This window comes from Enhygromyxa salina, assembly GCF_002994615.1.
In the GTDB taxonomy this organism is placed as follows: Bacteria; Myxococcota_A; Polyangia; order Nannocystales; family Nannocystaceae; genus Plesiocystis; species Plesiocystis salina_A.
Genome location: NZ_PVNK01000162.1, coordinates 1 through 15,177 on the forward strand (window position 1 = coordinate 1; position 15,177 = coordinate 15,177).

At 69.8% G+C, this 15,177-nt stretch carries 11 protein-coding genes; 4 read left to right on the forward strand and 7 right to left on the reverse strand.

The window, feature by feature from the left end; genetic code table 11:
- Positions 1 to 628: 628 nt before the first annotated feature.
- Positions 629 to 1,417, forward strand: a complete 789-nt coding sequence (locus tag ENSA5_RS17535) for a MerC domain-containing protein (RefSeq protein WP_146155816.1) — start codon at positions 629 to 631, stop codon at positions 1,415 to 1,417.
- Here ENSA5_RS17535 and dapF read toward each other — a convergent pair.
- The 5 genes from dapF to ENSA5_RS17560 form a co-directional block, all read right to left on the reverse strand.
- Positions 1,357 to 2,220 carry a diaminopimelate epimerase gene (dapF, locus tag ENSA5_RS17540; protein ID WP_106392825.1) on the reverse strand — a complete coding sequence of 288 codons (864 nt, stop codon included), beginning with the start codon at positions 2,218 to 2,220 and terminating at the stop codon, positions 1,357 to 1,359. The genes ENSA5_RS17535 and dapF overlap by 61 nt on opposite strands.
- 114 nt (positions 2,221 to 2,334) lie before the next feature.
- Positions 2,335 to 3,378, reverse strand: a complete 1,044-nt coding sequence (locus ENSA5_RS17545) for an AAA-type ATPase lid domain-containing protein (RefSeq protein WP_181197858.1) — start codon at positions 3,376 to 3,378, stop codon at positions 2,335 to 2,337.
- Between the two features lie 252 nt (positions 3,379 to 3,630).
- Positions 3,631 to 4,299, reverse strand: coding sequence for a preprotein translocase subunit SecG (secG, locus tag ENSA5_RS17550; protein ID WP_106392827.1), 669 nt, complete (start codon positions 4,297 to 4,299; stop codon positions 3,631 to 3,633).
- 6 nt (positions 4,300 to 4,305) lie between these two features.
- Complete coding sequence (gene tpiA / locus ENSA5_RS17555) at positions 4,306 to 5,103, reverse strand: triose-phosphate isomerase (RefSeq protein WP_106392828.1); 798 nt, start codon at positions 5,101 to 5,103, stop codon at positions 4,306 to 4,308.
- A gap of 9 nt (positions 5,104 to 5,112) precedes the next feature.
- A complete protein-coding gene (locus ENSA5_RS17560) occupies positions 5,113 to 6,330 on the reverse strand; it encodes a phosphoglycerate kinase (RefSeq protein ID WP_181197859.1) in 1,218 nt (405 codons plus the stop codon).
- A gap of 599 nt (positions 6,331 to 6,929) precedes the next feature.
- Here ENSA5_RS17560 and ENSA5_RS17565 point away from each other — a divergent pair.
- Complete coding sequence (locus ENSA5_RS17565; protein WP_106392830.1) at positions 6,930 to 8,501, forward strand: hypothetical protein; 1,572 nt, start codon at positions 6,930 to 6,932, stop codon at positions 8,499 to 8,501.
- A 14-nt stretch (positions 8,502 to 8,515) separates the two neighbouring features.
- On the opposite strand, the gene hutH is transcribed toward ENSA5_RS17565, so the two are convergent.
- The gene (hutH, locus tag ENSA5_RS17570; protein WP_106392831.1) at positions 8,516 to 10,051 is read right to left on the reverse strand and encodes a histidine ammonia-lyase; all 1,536 of its coding nucleotides are present in this window, start codon (positions 10,049 to 10,051) and stop codon (positions 8,516 to 8,518) included.
- 215 nt (positions 10,052 to 10,266) lie between these two features.
- Here hutH and ENSA5_RS17575 point away from each other — a divergent pair, with 215 nt between their 5' ends.
- Both ENSA5_RS17575 and ENSA5_RS17580 read left to right on the forward strand, forming a co-directional pair.
- A complete protein-coding gene (locus ENSA5_RS17575; protein ID WP_106392832.1) occupies positions 10,267 to 11,970 on the forward strand; it encodes a serine/threonine-protein kinase in 1,704 nt (567 codons plus the stop codon).
- A 263-nt stretch (positions 11,971 to 12,233) separates the two neighbouring features.
- Positions 12,234 to 14,063 carry a serine/threonine protein kinase gene (locus ENSA5_RS17580; RefSeq protein WP_181197860.1) on the forward strand — a complete coding sequence of 610 codons (1,830 nt, stop codon included), beginning with the start codon at positions 12,234 to 12,236 and terminating at the stop codon, positions 14,061 to 14,063.
- 147 nt (positions 14,064 to 14,210) lie between these two features.
- Here ENSA5_RS17580 and ENSA5_RS17585 read toward each other — a convergent pair whose 3' ends face one another.
- Positions 14,211 to 15,164 (reverse strand): M14 family metallopeptidase, encoded by a 954-nt coding sequence (locus tag ENSA5_RS17585; RefSeq protein ID WP_106392834.1) that lies wholly within the window; start codon positions 15,162 to 15,164, stop codon positions 14,211 to 14,213.
- Positions 15,165 to 15,177: the final 13 nt, after the last annotated feature.

The window sequence follows — 15,177 nt, forward strand, 5'->3', positions numbered from 1 at the left end:
AGTTCGGGGTATCGCCGTACGAAAAGCACCTTCGACGACCAGCCGACCGACCTGGTGAGAGAGCACCAAGAGCCTTCTGCATCCCAGATGGAGAGGCGACGCCCCGAACTCGGACCTCCTGTGGCCCAGCGCGGACCCCAGCGGCGACGACAGAGCCTCATCAACGGATGGTGCCCAGCGCCTCGGATCGGGGTCGTTCACGGCAAAGAGCAGAGCGCAAAAAGGCCGCAGGAGGTCCGAGTTCGGGGTATCGCCGTACGAAAAGCACCTTCGACGACCAGCCGACCGACCTGGTGAGAGAGCACCAAGAGCCTTCTGCATCCCAGATGGAGAGGCGACGCCCCGAACTCGGACCTCCTGTGGCCCTGCGCGGACCCCCAGCGGCGACGACAGAGCCTCATCAACGAGCCGGAGGTGCCCGCCGCGGACCCAGCGGCGACGACAGAGCCTCATCAACGAGCCGGAGGTGCCCGCCGCGGACCCCCAGCGGCCACGACAGAGCCCTCATCAACGCCGCGAAACCCAGATCGGACTTCGGGTACGCAGTACGGGGACCGCGAGTCGCGCAGGGCGCTGCTGGTGATCCGGTCCGGTGGCGGAGCAGGCCGAAGCAGCGTACACGAGCACGGTGACCTCCGGTCCAGACGAGCGTGCTCCGGCCAAGCGTGAGCAGGGGGAGACCCGCCCGGCCCCGCGTCGCTACCATGTCGCGCTGACGGCCAAGGAGGTGCTCGAGCGCCTGTCGGAGCAGGCGGGGGTCAAGGCCTACGAGCGCAACATGCTCCCGGACTTCGGCGGGTTGATCGAGGACGCGGAGTACACCCTCGAGCTCGGCTCGCGCGAGTTCACGATGCACTGCGGTCCGCCGGCGGCGCGGGGGCAGTCGGCCACGGGCATGCTGCGGCTCTTGTACTTGCGCGGTCGGCTCAGCTCGACGCGAGAGGGCACGCTGATCGAGCTTCGCTTCGCCTATCGCCGGCCACGCTGGGCCCTGCAGCGGTGGGTCGGGTTCTTGGCCCTCGCGGGTCTCGGGTTGGTGTGGGTCCTCGTTGGCCCCGGAGTCCTGGCCAAGAAGGCCTTGCTCTACGGTGCGCTCGCGCTCGTGCTCGGCCCGGTGATCGCCCACGATCTGCGCCGCGCAGATCGAATCGACGAGCAGCGCCGCGCGATGCTCAACCTGATCGAGCGCACCTTCGGTCCGATCCAGCTCGACGATCCGCACCCCGACGAGCCCTATCGCCGGCGGATGCTGCCCGGACCTGCGGGCCCAGCAGCTGAAGCGAGCGACGAAGACTCGGACTCGTCGGACGATGCGCGCGAGCCCGAGGAAGGGCAGGCCGGGGACGAGGGCGACAGCTACGACGACTCGGCCGCAGACGGCGACACGGACCCGTCGATGACCCCCGAGAAGGCCTGACGGGCGGGGCCGAGCATGGTCACGCCGACGCGCGGATCCGCGGGCACCGTGACATGGAGGACGCCGCCGGGCAGACGGACCGCGACGGGCGTACCAGCCGGGACCAGGCCCCCTTCGACGGCCGCGACGACCGTGCCGCAAGCTCCGGTCCCGCAGGCGTCGGTGATCCCCACGCCCCGCTCCCAGACCCACAGCTCGATCGCCGACGGGCTCTGGACCCGGGCAAACTCGACGTTGGTCTTGGCCGGTTGGTAGACGGGGTCGAGCTCGAGCGCGGATCCGAGGGTCCGCGCGAGGGCCTCGGGATCTTCGTCGCTGCCCACGAAGCAGACCGCGTGGGGGTTGCCCATCGAGACGCCGACGAACTCGCGCCCGCCGCCGGCCTCGGGCCGCGCCGCGCCGAGGAGCTCGGCCGGGCCCATGTCGACGCGGACCGAGACCTCGGCGCCGGTCCGCGCGGTGATCTGACAAGCCCGCGGTCCAGCGTCCGTGTCGATCGTCATCGCCTCGATCGAGCGACGCTCGCCGACGTACGCGGCCACGCAGCGGAGCCCGTTGCCGCACATCTCCGGTCGTGAGCCGTCGAAGTTCACGACCGTCATCGAGGCCTCGGCCGACCCGCGCCCGGGCCCGACGATCAGGATCCCATCGGCGCCCACGCCCCGCCTCCGATCGCACACGCGCGAGGCGTTGGCCTGGGCCCACGCGATGTCTCGAGCGAGCTCGACGGCGCTGCGATCGAGGCGATCGAGCAGCACGAAGTCGTTGCCGAGACCCTCGACCTTGCGAAACGCGATCGGCATTCGCAGGAGGGTATACCTGCTAGCCCCAGATCAAGCGCTGAACCAAAAAAGCTGAATGATTTAGGTCGAGTACGAGCCGAGAGGCGAGCGTTTGAGGCGAGCGTTGGGGGGGAGCTAGAGACTCTGCGTGCTGGGGTTGTTGCTCGGGGCGCGGAGCTCGTTGAGGCCGAATTTCTCGAGCTTGCGGCGAAGCGCGTGACGGGTGATGCCGAGCAGCTCCGACGCCCGCACGATCCGCCCGGATGAGAGCTTGAGCGCGAGCTGCAGGGCCTGGACCTCGATCTCGCGGAGCGAGGAGCCAGGCAGACGGATGACGAGCTCGGACTCGCCGGTCGTGTGCACGGCGGCCCCGTCGTCGAGGCCCAAGAAGCACTCGCCGGTGACCCAGTCACCCGAGCTGCGCAAGATCGCCTGCTCGACGATGAACTGCAGCTCGCGGACGTTGCCCGGGAAGTCGTGGGCCTCGAGCTTGGCCAGCGCTTGGGGAGAGATCCCGCGGATTGACTTGTCGTAGCGGCGCGCGGCCTCCTCGGCGAACTGGCGCGCGAGCTCGGCGACGTCGCCGCCGCGGTGGCGGACGGCCGGGACCGAGACCACCGAGTTGCCCGCCCGCGCCAGCAGCTCTGCGTGGAGCAGCGAGGTGTCCCGGAGCTGGTCGGGGTTGCGCTTGGTGATCAGCAGCAGCGCGCAGACCAGCTCGACGCCCTGGCTGCCGAGGATCTCCAGCAGCCGACGAATGGCTGGCTCGTCGGCGCGCTCGAAGTTGCGCAGCGCGACGGTCCCCGGCGCGCTCGCGCCGCTGGCAAGCCCGCTGGTCAGCGTCGCGATGACCCGGTCGAGCTGACTGTGGAGGGTGGGGTCGTCGGCGTCGAGGACCAGCAGGGGACGGGTCGACCGGTTGCCGCAGCGATGAATCCACTGGGCCACGCGAAGCTTGCCGGTTCCGGGCCCGCCGTGGATCACGACCACCGCCGAGCCCTCGCTGCCGATCTGGGTCGCGCGGATGCGCAGGCGCTCGATCACGCTCGACTGACCGGCCAGCCAGCTCTCGGCGGCCTCAGCCAGGCCGTCGCGGCTTGGCGCGACGTGGGTATGAAATTCGATCTGCGAGAGCTCACCTCGCGGGCCAGCCCACACTTCCCGCAACGAATCCGGCATGACGTTCTCCTTCACTCCACTGTGCTCGACTTCACCCGACATCAGCTCGGGCAATCACGCGCCGCGCTCCGGGTTCGCCTCATTCCTATCAGCAAACCCCGGTAGGACTGCAAGCAAAATATCAGTGCACTATGGATCAGTTGGGAACGGTAAGATGCGCGTTTTTGAGCATCCTTATTATAGGTACAATTAGCTCAGGCGGCCTAAATGGCCGCCTGAGTGTCGAAATCGAGGGTTTAGGAGAGGTGCCGCTCAGCCAGCCTGGTCCTCATCCGGCCCGTCGACCGAAGTGTCATCAGTCGTTTTTTTATCATCCGGCGCAGCATCTTGCGGGATTGATTCGCCACTTTGTGGCGAATCGCCCCGGTCTTCGTCGGGCGAATCGCCACGTTCCCCATTGACTGCGCCGTCGTCGGAACCCGGCTCGTCGGCCGGTTCTTTCGCGGGCTGCTCGGGGGCGGGGTCCGGCTCCGCTGCGGGCTCCGGCTCCGTTGCGGCCTCCTCGATCATCTCGAGGGGCGCGGCGCTCTGGGCCGGGACCATCGCGCTGGCCTCGGCCTGCATCGCCTTGCCTTCTTCGGCGGTGGGCAGCGGCTGCGGGCGCGGGCCGAGGCGCTCGTAGTTGATCTCTTCGTCGGCCTCGAGCATGCCCTCGGAGCCCTGGTCTTCGCTCTCGAGGAACTCCGAGCCGACGTGGGCGCTGGCGTAGGCCAGGTACATCGCACAGATCATGAAGGTCGCGGCGAAGCCCTGGGTCAGCTTCGACATGAAGTCGGCCCCGCCGCCTCCGCCGAACACGCCCTGGCTCGCGCCACCGCCGAGCGCCGAGCCGAGCCCGCCGCCCTTGCCAGCCTGAAGCAGGATCGAAAGGACCATGATCAGGGCGACGATGACGTAGATGATGGTGATGAAGGTGGTCATCGGAATTCAGCTCGCGCGGACGTGGTCGGCGGCGCAGGTCACGATATCGAGGAACGAGCGCGGGTCAAGCGACGCACCGCCGACCAGGAACCCGTCGATGTCTCCGGCTGCGAGCAGCTCGGTGGCGTTGGTCGGTTTGACGCTACCACCGTAGAGCAGCGATCTGTCAGCGCCTCGATGACCCTCGGCGTCGAGCCAGGCGCGGATCGCTGCGTGCATCGAGCTGGCCTGCTCGGGCGTCGCGGTCCGGCCGGTCCCGATCGCCCACACGGGCTCGTAGGCGACGGCCACGCGGCTGGGCTCGAGCTCAGGTGGGAGCTTCGCCAGCGCCGCCGAAAGCTGCGAAATCACGACGCTTTCGTGCTCGCCAGCGTCGCGTTGCTCGAGCCGCTCGCCGACGCACAAGACCACGTCGAGGCCGCCGGCGAGGGCCGACGCGAGCTTGCGGGCGACGAGCTCGTCGGTGTCGCCGAACTGGGCTCGGCGCTCGGAGTGGCCAATGATCGCGGCGCTGACGTGGGCCTCGCGCAGCATCGCGGGGCCGACCTCGCCGGTGAACGCGCCGCTGTCTTGGGCCGCGACGTCCTGGGCGAGCAGGCGCGGCGCGGCGACCCCGTCGCCCGTGTGGGGCGCGACGCGGTCGAGCGCGAGGTAGGTCGGCGCGATCCCGGCGCGGACGCCAGTGACCCCGCCGAGCGCTCCCGGGAGGCCGGCGGCGACCGCCTCGGCGAGCTGCGCGGCGGGCTCGCGCAGCAGGTTCTGCTTCCAGTTTCCAAGCACCCAGATCGTACGTGTCACAGTCATCTCCCGGTTTCAGTTCGAGCTTGCCAAGGCGGTGACGCCGGGCAGCTCGCGGCCCTCGACGAACTCGAGCGAGGCTCCGCCGCCCGTCGAGATGTGATTGATGTCGTCGGCGCGGCCCGAGGCGTTGAGCGCCGCGACCGAGTCGCCGCCCCCGACGAGCGTGTAGCCGCCGCAGTCGGCGACGGCCGCGGCCACGGCCATGGTCCCGGCGGCGAAGACCGGGTTCTCGAACACGCCCATCGGCCCGTTCCAGAACACGGTCTTGCCCGCGCTGATGACGGAGGCGAAGTTGGCCTCGCTGCGCGGTCCGATGTCGAGGGCGAGGGCGTCGTCGGGGACCCCGTCGGCGACCGCCACGACCTGCGCGTCGTCGCTGTCGAGGGCGGCGCCGCAGCGCAGATCAACGGGCAAGATCACGCGGACATCGCGGGCCGCGGCCTTGGCGAACACGCGCTTGCACTCGGCGAGCAGCGCCCGCTCGACCCGCGAGCCGCCGAGCACGCTGCCGCGGGCGAGCAAGAAGGTGTTGGCCATCGCCCCGCCGATCACGATCGCGTCGTCGGCCTGGAGGCGCTCGGTCAGCGCGACCAGGACCCCGAGCTTGTCCGAGACCTTGGCCCCACCGACGACCGCGACGAAGGGCCGCGCGATGTTGTCGACCAGGCGCCCGAGCGCGTCGAGCTCGGCGGCCATCAGGAGGCCGGGGGCGTGGGCGCGGACCAGCCCGGGGACGCCGACGACCGAGGCGTGAGCCCGGTGCGAGGCCCCGAAGGCGTCGTTGACGTAGGCGTCACACAGCTTGGCGAGGGCCTTGGCGAACTCGGGGTCGTTGGCTTCCTCGCCCGGCTCGAAGCGGAGGTTCTCGAGCAGCACGATCTCGCCCGCGCGGGTGTCGTTGACCAGCTTCGTGACCCCGTCGCCGACGACCTCGTCCGGCAGCCGGATCGGGCGCTCGAGCAGCTCGGACAGGCGACCCGCGACCGGCCCCATGGACAGGTCGTCGACGACCTTGCCCTTGGGCCGCCCGAGGTGGGAGCACACGATCAGACGAGCGTCGCGCTCGATCAGGGCGCGCAGGGTCGGGAGCGCGGCGCGGATACGGGTGTCGTCGGTGACCTCGCGCGCGTCCCCCTGACCACGCAGCGGCACGTTGAAGTCGACGCGCACGAGCACGCGGCGGTTGTCGACGTCGAGATCCTCGAACGAAGGCAGCTCGGGCGAAGCCATCGCCCCCGCCATAACGCATTCACCCGCCTTGGTCACCCCAAATGGGTGACGAAGACGGGTGACGAAGACGGGCGAGGGGAGCGCTACTCGGCGGGCAGCAAGCTGTCCTTCGCCTGCATGTCCGTGGACAGCAGCCCGAGGAGCTCGGCCGACACACCGATGATCTGCTCGCGCGTGTAGCCTTGATCTTGCAAATGCCGGAACAGAGTGCGGGTGAACACCGGCACGCGGCGGGCATCTTGCGACGGGTGGATACGATTGCGCGTAGTCATTCGCCTTGTCCGGCGCCGGTTTGTGCAACCCATGGGCCCAGATCCGCGAGATTTGGTCGGCTGGGTGAAAAGCCACTGAATTCAACCGCTTGGTTTTCGAAGCCCGGTGTCTGCGCGGCCCGAGAATTGGTGAAATCGCGCTCAGGGTGAAGGTCAGTGCACGCTTTTGATGGGTCTGAGTGTGTAATGAAGTTCGCGTATGCAGGGGTCCTACATCGGATGAATCATCCTCAAACAGTGTTTATGGGCTGAACGGCGCTCACTCCAAGGCCGTCGAGGCCCTCGGCTCGACCCGAGCGCGGGACAGCCCCACAATGGCGGCCCCAGATGCGCAAAGTCGCTGGAACCACGGCGCTCACGGTGCTCGGCTTGATCGTGATCGTGCTGAGCTCGGCGTGGCTGCGGACACCGGGCTTCACGCAGGGCGGGTTCGCGTCGCACGACGTGGCCGGCATCCTCTACAACGCGATGGTCCTCGACCGGGGCGGGCTGCCCTACGTCGACACCCTCGAGCTCAAGGCGCCGGGCACCTTCTACCTGGCCACGTGGTTCGCGGGACCCGAGGCCCGCGACATCGCTCGCTTTCAGATCGCGGCCAACCTCTGGGCGCTGCTCGGGCTGGTGCTGGTCGCCGGGCTGGGGTGGCGGCTGTGGGGCAAGCTGGGCGCGCTGGCCAGCGCGGGGCTCTACGCGCTCCACGACGCGCACCTCGACTCGATGGACGCGAACTACGTGACCTGGGCCAACGCGCCGCAGATCGCGGCGTTTTGGCTGGGCATCGAGGCCGGGCGCGCGCGCAGCGATCGCTGGCGCCCGACCCTGTGGATGCTCGCGGGAGCCCTCGCCAGCTTCGCCGCGCTGTGCAAGCGGCCCGACGCCGTGGTCTTGCTGGCGCTGCTGGTCATGGCGGGGGTGTGCTCGAGCGCGCGGACACGCGGGTGGGCCCGGGCCGTCGACCCGGGCTGCGTACTCGCCGGTTTCGTGCTTGGACATACACCGATTACCTTGCAGTACCTCGCCGCCGGGCAGCTCGGCGCGCTGGTCGACGGCTACTTCCTGAACCGCTGGGGCCTGCGCTACGTCGGGGCCAGCGAGCTCGGCCTCGGTCCGTCGCTGCGCGAGGGCGCGCTGGCCAGCGCGCACTTCCTCGGGCTGGCCGTGGTCCTGGCCAGCTTCCCCCTGTTCGCGGCGCTCGGACGGCGCGTCGGCGCGTGGCGACGCGCCGCCGCGCTCCAAGAGAGCGAGGCCCGGCAGCTGCGCGAGCTCGGCTTCGTGCTCGCGTGGCTGCTCGGAACCCTGATCGCCGCGAGCCTCGGCTTTCGCTTCTACAAGGGCTACTTCGTCGCCGTCGCCGCGCCGCTGTGTCTGCTCGCGGCGGCGCCGATCGGCCTGCTCGGGCGTCGCTGTCCGGCCCACTGGGCTCCGCGCGCGCTGGTCTTGGCCCTGTGCTCGGTCCTCGTCGGGCGCGAGCTGCTGATCCTCGATCACACCCGCGCCGATCGAGCCAAGCCCCACGACCTCGGCGGCCGCCGGATCGCCGCGCACCTGCTCGCCAACACCCAAGCAGATGACACGATCTGGATCTGGGGCTGGCACCTGTGGGACGTGTATCCGCTCGCTGGACGGATGTCGGCGAGCACGATCTACAAGTCCCTCGGCATTCTCAGCCAGCCCAACGACGACACCTGGCGGCGGCCAGCGACCCGTCTGCGCTTCGTCGAGTCGGAGTACTCGGCGCAGCTGATCCGAGAGCTCGACGCCGCGCGGCCGGCCTACGTGGTCTTGGGTTCGACCGTCCCGCACCGTGACTTCGACGAGCTGAAGTCGTTCCTGCGCCGCGACTATCGGCGCGACTATCGGGTGCGTATCGGCCGGGTTCAGTTCTGGCGAAGGCGCTGACCGAGCGCCGTGGCTCAGGCTTGGGCGGCCTCGCGCAGCCGCCCGGCCAAGATCGCCTCGGCCAGCGACTCGAGCTCGGCGCTCATGCTGCGGTCACCGGTGTAGGGGGCGAGGTGCTCGCGGATCGCCGCGTGCACGCGCATCAACGCCGGGCTGCTCTCGCGCTCGCGCAGATCGACGCCGCGGGCCGCGGCGGCGGCCTCGATCGCGAGGACGCGGGCGAGGTTGGCGACGACCGAGGCGAGCTTGCGCGAGGCGATCGGACCCATGCTGACGTGATCTTCCTTGCCCGCCGAGGTCGGGATCGTGTCGACGCTGGCCGGGAACGACAGCGACTTGCACTCGCTCGCGAGCGCGGCCGCGGTCACGTGGGCCATCATGAACCCGCTCTCGACCCCGGCGTCGTCGCTGAGGAAGGGCGGGAGCCCGCGAGAGTGTCGGGCCGTACACAGCCGATCGATCCGCCGCTCGCTGATCGTCGCGAGGGTGGTCAAGGCCGCGGTCGCGTGGTCGGCCGGGAGCGCGACGCTGCCCGCGTGGAAGTTGCCGCCGCTGAGGACGTCGAAGCCGGCCTCGGGGTCATCGGGATCGCGGAGCAAGACCAGCGGGTTGTCGGTGAAGCTGTTGAGCTCGATCGCGACGGCCCCGGCGACGTACTCGATGGCCGTGCGCGCGGCTCCGTGGACCTGTGGCATGCAGCGCATCGAGTAGGCGTCTTGAACGTTGCCGCAGTCGGCGTGGGACCGGTTGATCGCGGACCCGGCGATGAGCTCGGCGACCCGCGCTGCGCTGTGCTGCTGGCCAGGGTGGGGCTTGCCAGCGTGAATCCGGGGATCGCAGTGGGTCGAGGTCCCGAGCATCGCGTCGAGGCTCAGGGCGCCGATGATGTCGGCGGCCTCGACCAGCTCGCGGGCGTCAGACACGGCCAGCGCCGCGATCGCGGTCGTCACCTGGGTCCCGTTGATCAGGCTCAGGCCCTCTTTGGGGCCGAGCACCAGGGGCTCGAGCTCGCAGCGGCGCAGCGCGTCGGCCCCGGACATGCGCTCGCCCGCGAGCCACGCCTCGCCCTCGCCGATGATCGGCAGCGCGAGGTGGGCGAGCGGCGCGAGATCGCCGCTCGCCCCCACGCTGCCCTGGCGGGGGACGATCGGCACGACGCCTCGGCGCAGCAACTCGAGCAAGCGGGCGGGCACGACCGGGCGGACGCCGGACGCCCCGAGCGCGAGGGTGTGGGCACGCAACATCAAGAGCGCCCGGACGACGTCGGCGCCCAGGGGGTCACCCACACCGACTGCGTGGCTGCGCAGCAGATTGCGCTGGAGATCCTCCAGCTTGTCGGCCGGTACCGCGATGTTCGAGAGGTCACCAAACCCGGTGTTGACTCCGTAAATCTTGCCGCCCGCGGCGAGCGAGCGCTCGAGCAGTGCGCGGGTCCGAAGCAGCTCGACCTCGGCGGTCTCGCTCAGGGTCGCGTGGGCGCCCCGTCGGGCGACCCGGTGGACCTCTTCGATGTCGATCCGACGCCCGACGATCACCGTTTTGACGGACATGGCGACTTCGATAGCACGGGACGCCAGAACCCGAGCGCGTTCCCCCAGGCTCCAGCCCAGGGTGAGCTCACGTGACCCCGACGCCGGGTCCGACGCCGGACGCAGCCGTTTTTTTGTCGCGTTGACCGCTGCTGCGCTCACGTCTACGCTGGTCTGAAGTGCGAGTCTGCCCGCAGTGTGGGGCTCGCTACGAGGGTGAGGCGGTCTTTTGTCCCATGGACGGGTCGGCCCTCGGCGCGCGCCCGAGCCCGATCGGCTCCGCGCCGGTTTTGGGCCCCCTGAGCCCGTCACCGGCGACCGCGTCTTCGTCGGGCTCCGTCGCGCGTTGGCAGCCCGCGAGCGCGAGCGCGAGCATCCCCACGCTGACCGCGACGAGCAGCCCGGGCTGGCACGCGGCCCCTGCAGGTGGAGCGGCGGCCAGCGCGTCGGCAGCCGCCTCCGAAGCTTGGAGCCCGCCGCCGCGCGACGTCGCGCTCGAGGAGGAAGAGCCCCTGTTCGGGGTCGTGCTCGGTGATCGCTATCGCATCGATGAGCACATCGGCAGCGGCGGGATGGGCCTGATCTACAAGGCCACGCACCTGCTGATCGGCCGCAAGCTGGCGATCAAGGTCTTGCGTCAGCGCTTCGCCCAGCAAGAGGAGATCGCCAAGCGCTTCGCCCAGGAGGCTCGCCTCGCGTCGAGCGTCAAGCACCCCAACGTCGTCGACATCATCGACTACGGGACGACGCCGTCGGGCAGCCCGTTCAGCGTGATGGAGTTCCTCGATGGGCGCAGCCTCGCCCGTGAGATCGCGCAGCACGGGCCGCTCGAGCCCGCGCGCGCCCTGCAGATCGCCTGCGCGATCGCGCGTGGGTTGGCCGCAGCCCACCGCGTGGGGATCATCCACCGCGATCTCAAGCCCGACAACGTGTTCCTGGTCGAGGACGATCAGCAGCCCGAGCAGGTCAAGCTCCTCGACTTCGGGATCGCCCGGGTGGCCGGCTCCAAGACCCGCCTGACCATGGCTGGCGCGATCGTGGGCACGCCGCAGTACATGTCGCCCGAGCAGGCCCGCGGCGACGAGCTCGATCCGCGCTCCGACCTGTACGCGCTCGGCGTGCTGTTGTTCGAGTCTCTCACGGGTCGGGTCCCGCTGACCGCCGACTCGGCCGTCGGGACCCTGACCATGCAGGTGTTCGAGCTCGCCCCGCGGCTGAGCGACATCGATCCGCGCTTTTCCCAGTTCCCCTCGATCGAGACCGCGCTCGGTCGACTGTTGGCCAAGAACCGCGACGAACGTCCAGTGACGGCGCTCGACGCGGCGCGGGTGCTGCAGGCTGCGGCCGCCGCCGACCTCGGCTCGCGCGGCGACGAGCGCGAGCGCGCAGCGAGCGATGGCTGGCCCCAGCCGACCCCAGCCGTGTCCGAGCAGGACATCGTTCGGCGGGCGACGATCATGATCGGCTCGGGCTCCGTCGCCCACGCACACAGCGTCGAGGGTGACGGTCCGGCGACCGGTGACTTCGCCGCGAAGGCGGGCGGGGAAGGGGACTCGGTCCGCAAGCGGCCGAGCATCATCATCCGCGAGGGGGTCCCGTCCAAGGCCCAGCCTGCGCGCGTCGGGCCGGCCGGGTCCGCTCGACCCGCCGCCACGACCTCTCTGTCGAGGACGCCCACGCCAGAGTCGACGCGACCCCTCGGCAAACCTCCGCGTCCGGGTCTTCGCCGCCGACACCTCCCGCTGATCCTGATCGGCGCGGGAGCGGCGATCTTCGCCGCTCTGGTCACAATTGGCTTCGTCCAGTGGCTCCAGCGACGGGAGGCCCCTGATCCGGATGTCACAGGGATGAAGGGATCCGCCGTCGAGCAGCGTTGGCTCTCGCGTGCGCAGGAGCTCGACGGCCGAGGTGATCCCGGGCTGGCCTCGGATCGACAGTGAGCGCCCGCTCGCGGCGGGCGCGAGGGCGGGGTGTCCGAATACCCCTGGTTGGGCCGCAGTCGAAGGGCTCGCGTGCGTGTTCGAGCACACCCACCCAAGCCGCCCCTGCGGCCCGAGCGTTGCCCGCGAGGTGCGACTTGCGAGACAATCCCGGTGCAGAAAATAGGGTAGGCTAGCCCAGCCTCCCAACCGAAGAGCGACTCATGGCTGAACCCAATATGAAGATGAAGGCTCCCCCCCCGCCACCACCGGGAGCGGGATCGATGGGCGGCAAGAGCACGATGATCGCTGGCGCGCCGCCGGCGACGCCCAAGGCCACCGTCGTGGCAGACGGCAACTCGCCGCCGCCGACTCCACCTTCGACCGGCACCGTGGTCGCGCCCCCAGCCGACGAGCTCGCCAGCGGCGGCACGATGATCTCGAGTGGTGACGCTGGCGTCCCCGCGGTCGTCCCGGTTCAGGCGTCCGCGCCGGTTGCCACCGATCTCATCGGCCAGACCCTGCTCGGCCGCTACAAGGTCATCAAGAAGCTCGGCGAAGGCGGGATGGGCACCGTCTATCTCGGCGAGCACGCGACGATCGGCAAGACCTTCGCCATCAAGGTTCTTAGCCACGAATTCGCCCACAAGGACGACCTCCGCGAGCGCTTCTTGCAAGAGGCGCGCGCGGCCTCGATGATCAGCCAGGAGAACGTCGTCGAGATCACCGACTTCGGTGACACGCCAAACGGCTCGGTCTTCTTCATCATGGAGTTCCTCAAGGGCGAGGATCTCTCGGACACCGTCAAGGATCAGGGCCGCCTGCCGTGGGCGCGGGTCCAGCCGATCATGCTGCAGATCTGCCGGGCGCTGGCCGCCGCGCACGACGCCGGCATCATCCACCGCGACATGAAGCCGGAGAACTGCTACCGCATCAAGCGGGGCAAGAACGAGGACTTCATCAAGGTCCTCGACTTCGGCATCGCCAAGGTCACCTCCGAGGAAGAGGGCGAGGGCAAGGGCCTCACCCGCACGGGCATGATCTTCGGTACGCCCGAGTACATGTCGCCCGAGCAGGCCCAGGGCGCCAAGCCCGATCACCGCGTCGACGTGTACGCCGTCGGCGTGATCCTCTACGAGCTGCTCACCGGTCGGGTCCCCTTCACCGCGGACACCTTCATGGGGATCTTGACCAAGCACATGTTCGAGGTGCCCGAGGCGCCCTCGGCCGTGGTCCCCGACGCCGGGATTCCGCCCGAGGTCGAGGCGATCATCCTCAAGGCGATGCAGAAAGACCGCGAGCTGCGCTTCGCGGACATGCGCGAGATGGCGGCCGCGATCGAGGCCGTGGGATCCGGCGCGGCCGCGGTCGGCTACGTCAACGAGAACATCGCGCGCCCTTCGACCGGGGAGATGGCGTTCACCGGAGGTCGGCCGACCCCGGCGCCCGGGACGGTGCCGCCCATCGCGGGGCCCTACGAAGAGGAGCGCAAGTCCAACAAGGGCATCGTGATCGGCATGATCGCCGCGGCCGCGCTCGTCGCCGCGGGCGTCGGGGCGTTCATCGCGTTCGGCGAAGACAAAGATGCGGTCGCGACAGAAGACCCGGCCGAAGACCCGGCCGCCGTGGCCAAGGCGCCCGAGGTCGAGGAGCCCGAGGTCGAGGAGCCCGAGATCGAGGAGCCTGAGAAGGTCAAGGAGATCGCGGTCGGGACCGAGACGGTCAACTACCACATCACGACCAGTGACCCCGACGGCAACCCGATCGAGGCCTCGATCCTCGATCCGCGTGACAACGGCAGCTACGGCAAGACCAACACAGCCGAGGGCGTCGACGTCGAGAAGTCCTCGGATGCCTTGCCGCTGGTGCTCAAGGCCCAGGGCTTCGATCCGCTGCAGATCGAGATCTATCCCGAGCGCGACAAGAACTTCGAGTACAAGCTCGTGCCGACCAAGAAGGCGCCGACCAAGAAGGTGTCGTCGACCAAGAAGAAGGCGGACACGAAACCCGCGGAGAAGAAGGTCGAGCCCAAGCCCCAGGAAGAGACCAAGACCAAGCCGCCGCGGCGGGTGTCTCCCGATCTCAAGGACCCCTTTGGGGCCCGCGGCGGCTAGTTGGGGCCCGCGGCGGCTAGTTGGGGCCCGCGGCGGTTAGCTGAGGCCCGCGGCGACCGGCTAGTTGGGGCCCGCGGCGACCGGCTAGTTGGGGCCCGCGGCGGCTAGCTGAGGCCCGCGGGCGCGAGTTGGGGTCCGCGGCCGCTGCTAGCTCGATGGCCGCGGGGTTGCGATCGCGGCCAGCAAGTACGCCGCGACCCCGGGCACGTCGTTGTCGACCCAGGGCTGGGGATCGCGGGGGTTGAAGCGCCAAAACAGCGGCGCCCGCCGCCCGAAGGTCTGAGCCAGGCTCGCCGGGAGCGAGAAGCACTCGACGCAGATCGACCAGCAGCGACGCTCATGGTGCTGATGGTCCTCTTGCTCGCCCGTGAAGGTGTCGAACACGCGACTGGCGAGGCGGAGGTAGCGGGTCCGCGGCTGGGCCCGAGCCAGCGCTCGACACAGGCGCCGATAGGTCTGGAAGTCCTCGCGCGTGTGCACACGGGCCGGAAACATCGTGCCCATCACGCTGTGGAGGTTGGCGCTGGCGTGGAAATCTTGCTGCTCGAGCAGGCGATCGAGCGCCGCGGTCTCGGGCTCGCTCAGGGCGTGGGGGCCGCGATAGGTCGCGTCGCCGGGCGTCGAGCTTCCTGCCCCGGGCAGCGGCAGACGTCGGGTGCCGCGCGGCAGCGGCCAGTTGCGGTTGAGATCGACCCCATGGTGGTTGTGGCGCAAGGTCGCGAGCGGACCCACGCCGTCGCGGGCGTAGGTCCGGGCGTAGCCATCGGGGTTGAGGCACGGCGCCAGCCACAGCTCGGCCCGCTCGACGAGCTCGCGCAGCGGCGCGGGAGGTGTGCCGCTCGCTAGCTGAGCGAGGATCCCCGTGCAGACCCGGTTGCCGATGAATTCGGGCCCATGGGTGTTGGCGCAGACCAGGACCCGCGGGCTCGAGCCCGACCCGTCGCGTCGTGGGATGCGGACCGCGTGGAGCGGGCGGCCCTCGACGCTGCGGCCATACTCGAGCAACTCGGCGCCCACGCCCGATCCCGTGGCCCGCTCGACGAGAGACGCGAGCTCTCGCTCGCGCTCGTCGGGGCTGGGGTAGGGATCGAGGAGGGCCATTACATGACCCTCG

What these genes read in the sequence shown, in the direction of transcription:
- dapF (WP_106392825.1), bottom strand. Translation starts at nt 2,220, where the DNA reads ATGCCGATCGCGTTTCGCAAGGTCGAGGGTCTCGGCAACGACTTCGTG.
- ENSA5_RS17545 (WP_181197858.1), bottom strand. Translation starts at nt 3,378, where the DNA reads ATGCCGGATTCGTTGCGGGAAGTGTGGGCTGGCCCGCGAGGTGAGCTC.
- secG (WP_106392827.1), bottom strand. Translation starts at nt 4,299, where the DNA reads ATGACCACCTTCATCACCATCATCTACGTCATCGTCGCCCTGATCATG.
- tpiA (WP_106392828.1), bottom strand. Translation starts at nt 5,103, where the DNA reads ATGACTGTGACACGTACGATCTGGGTGCTTGGAAACTGGAAGCAGAAC.
- ENSA5_RS17560 (WP_181197859.1), bottom strand. Translation starts at nt 6,330, where the DNA reads ATGGCTTCGCCCGAGCTGCCTTCGTTCGAGGATCTCGACGTCGACAAC.
- ENSA5_RS17565 (WP_106392830.1), top strand. Translation starts at nt 6,930, where the DNA reads ATGCGCAAAGTCGCTGGAACCACGGCGCTCACGGTGCTCGGCTTGATC.
- hutH (WP_106392831.1), bottom strand. Translation starts at nt 10,051, where the DNA reads ATGTCCGTCAAAACGGTGATCGTCGGGCGTCGGATCGACATCGAAGAG.
- ENSA5_RS17575 (WP_106392832.1), top strand. Translation starts at nt 10,267, where the DNA reads ATGGACGGGTCGGCCCTCGGCGCGCGCCCGAGCCCGATCGGCTCCGCG.
- ENSA5_RS17580 (WP_181197860.1), top strand. Translation starts at nt 12,234, where the DNA reads ATGGGCGGCAAGAGCACGATGATCGCTGGCGCGCCGCCGGCGACGCCC.
- ENSA5_RS17585 (WP_106392834.1), bottom strand. Translation starts at nt 15,164, where the DNA reads ATGGCCCTCCTCGATCCCTACCCCAGCCCCGACGAGCGCGAGCGAGAG.